The organism is Microbacterium sp. zg.Y909 (genome assembly GCF_024626565.1).
The window spans coordinates 1-2,645 of the sequence record NZ_JANJFJ010000507.1; the positions used below are offsets into that span (position 1 = coordinate 1).

5 protein-coding genes are annotated in these 2,645 nt (G+C 68.6%); all 5 read left to right on the forward strand.

What is annotated here, in order from left to right; translation table 11 throughout:
- On the forward strand, nt 1-489 hold a 489-nt coding region (locus tag NQ160_RS22065), incomplete at its 5' end, for a DNA translocase FtsK (RefSeq protein ID WP_306854019.1).
- Between the two features lie 25 nt (nt 490-514).
- On the forward strand, nt 515-1,093 hold the full coding sequence (gene pgsA / locus NQ160_RS22070) for a CDP-diacylglycerol--glycerol-3-phosphate 3-phosphatidyltransferase (RefSeq protein WP_257517187.1): 579 nt from the start codon (nt 515-517) through the stop codon (nt 1,091-1,093).
- Entirely contained in the window at nt 1,090-1,641 is a 552-nt protein-coding gene (locus NQ160_RS22075; protein ID WP_257517188.1) for a CinA family protein, read from the forward strand. Before pgsA ends, NQ160_RS22075 begins: the two co-directional genes overlap by 4 nt.
- Before the next feature lie 136 nt (nt 1,642-1,777).
- Entirely contained in the window at nt 1,778-2,092 is a 315-nt protein-coding gene (locus NQ160_RS22080; protein ID WP_257517189.1) for a helix-turn-helix domain-containing protein, read from the forward strand.
- An 11-nt stretch (nt 2,093-2,103) separates the two neighbouring features.
- The gene (locus NQ160_RS22085) at nt 2,104-2,328 is read left to right on the forward strand and encodes a DUF3046 domain-containing protein (RefSeq protein WP_257517190.1); all 225 of its coding nucleotides are present in this window, start codon (nt 2,104-2,106) and stop codon (nt 2,326-2,328) included.
- Nucleotides 2,329-2,645: the final 317 nt, after the last annotated feature.

A 2,645-nucleotide genomic window follows, 5' to 3' on the forward strand; every position in this document is an offset into this window, starting at 1 on the left:
ATGGGCACCTCGAAGGCCGTGCGCGTGCAGGGCGCGTGGGTCAGCGAGAGCGAGATCGAGAAGGTCGTCAAGCACGTCACGCAGCAGGCGCGTCCGGAGTACCGCAAGGACGTCGCCGCCGTGGTGGAGAAGAAGGAGGTCGACGCCGACATCGGAGACGACCTCGAGCTTCTGCTTGCAGCCGCCGAGCTCGTCGTGTCGACGCAGTTCGGCTCCACGTCGATGCTGCAGCGCAAGCTGCGCGTCGGGTTCGCCAAGGCCGGGCGCCTGATGGACCTGCTGGAATCGCGGGAGATCGTCGGCGCCTCCGAGGGGTCGAAGGCGCGCGACGTGCTCGTGACCACGGAGCAGCTGCCGGGCGTGCTCGCGCGACTGCGAGGCGAAGACGTGCCCGACGAGGAGGACCCCGTCGAGGAGCAGTTCGCCGGATACGAGGTCGTGGAGGAGAACTCCGATGATGAGGATGCCTGGGGCCTGACCGGGCGCTGACCGGCACAGCAACTAGGCTCGAATCGTGGCGATCCCGAGGCAGCTCCCCAACGCGATCACGATCGTGCGCATCCTGTGCGCCCCGGTCTTCCTGTGGATGCTGCTGGCCGATGGCGGTGCCGACGGCCCGCTGCGCTGGTGGGCGGCGGTGCTGTTCATCGTCGCCATCGCCACCGATGGGATCGACGGGTATCTGGCCCGCAAGCACGACATCGTCACCGATCTCGGCAAGCTGCTCGACCCGATCGCCGACAAGGCGCTCACGGGGTGCGCGTTCGTGGGGCTCTCGATCCTCGCCGAGCTGCCGTGGTGGGTCACCGCCGTGGTGCTGGTGCGTGAGGTCGGTGTCACCGTGCACCGCCTGATCGTCGCGAGCGACCACGTGGTGGCGGCGGCGTGGATGGGCAAGCTCAAGACCGTGGCCCAGGCCGTCGCACTGTCGCTCGCGCTGCTTCCGCTGTGGACGGTCGTGGGGGATTGGATCCACTGGGTCAACCTCGTGACCATGACGATCGCGGTGCTCCTCACCGTCGCCAGCGGCGTCGACTACATCGTCGCCGAGGTGCGCGGCTCACGGCGTGCACGCCGCGGGACGGCACAGTGAGCCCGTTCCGCTCTGCTCCTGATCCTGAGCTTTCCGACGAGGCGGAGCAGACCCTCGTCTCGGGTGGACGCCGCAGCGAGGCGGAGCAACTCGTGGAACGCCTGCGCGAGCTCGGCTGGACCGTGGGGGTGGCCGAGTCGCTCACGGGTGGCCTGGTGGTCGCGTCGCTCGTCGCCGTACCCGGGGCGTCCGCCGTCGTGCGCGGCGGCATCGTCGCCTACGCCACAGACCTCAAGCAGTCGCTCTTGGGCGTGGACGCGCTGCTGCTCGAAGCGCACGGCCCGGTGCACGAGCGTGTGGCCCGCCAGATGGCGCGCGGTGTGCGCAACGCGGTCGGTTCCCCCGGCCATCCCGCCGACATCGGCATCGCCACGACCGGTATCGCCGGTCCCGACTCCCCCGACGGCCAACCCGTCGGCACGGTGCACGTGGCGGTGTCCACCTCACTCGGATCCCGTGTGGAATCCCTCGTCCTCGAGGGCGACCGGGAGCAGATCCGCAACGCCGCAGCCGTGCGCGCCGTCTCGCTCGCACTCGATGCGCTGTAGTGGGAACAGACGGCGTGGCCGGTGCGTTACCGATGTCGGATTCTCACCACACGCACAACAAGCGGGATTATATTGACAGCTCTGGTCGTTGTACTGTGATGCACCCAATGGAATCGAAAGCGAGAGGGGGCCCGAAATGATCCTGGTTCGTCAAGAGATCGGGGAAGTCCTGCGTGACTTCCGACTTCAGAAGGGGCGTACCCTCCGCCAGGTGGCAGGTCGCGCCAGCGTCGCTCTGGGGTACCTGAGCGAAGTCGAGCGGGGGCAGAAGGAAGCCTCGAGCGAGATCCTCGCCGCCGTGGCGGACGCGCTCGATGTGCCCATCTCGTCGATCATGCGTGAAGTGGGCGACCGTATCTCGGTGCTCGAAGGCCTGCACACCTTCCCCGACGTCGTCCCCGACGACCTCGTGGCGTCGGTGGATGCCAGGCCCGCGCTCTCGTTGCGCTGATCTCCTCCGCAATGCGCCGAAGCGAGTTCGATCGCGCCGTCGTGGACGAGTTCGGCTCGCGCGGCGCGTCTCTGGTCGCCGACCTCGCGTTGTCGCGGGCCGGGGGTCTGACCGCGCGCGAAGCGCTCGACGCCGGGCTCGGCGCGCGTGAGGTGTGGGTGGCGCTCTGCGAAGAAGCGGACGTCCCCGACGCGAGGCGGTACGGCGTCGGCCGCATGGACCCGCGCGGGCGCTGAGCCGACCAGCGCATTCGCACGTTCCGACGAAGCGGCGCGGCGTGTCGTCGAAAGTGTGTTCGATGCGCGCGTAGGCTCCTGCACAGACGGTGTCGAGAACGAGTCATCCCCGATCACGGGAGGCGACCGACCCAATGTCGGAGGCCCTCCGTAGCGTGGAACCCGTCATCGCACACCACACGCCTTGTCGCAGCATCTCGCCCATCCGGGCAGAGCGCGTCAGCCTACAGGCGACCGACCGCGAGCAGAAAAGAGCACGTCATGCCCTCACCCGCTGACCGCGAGAAGGCCCTTGAATCGGCCCTCGCCCAGATCGA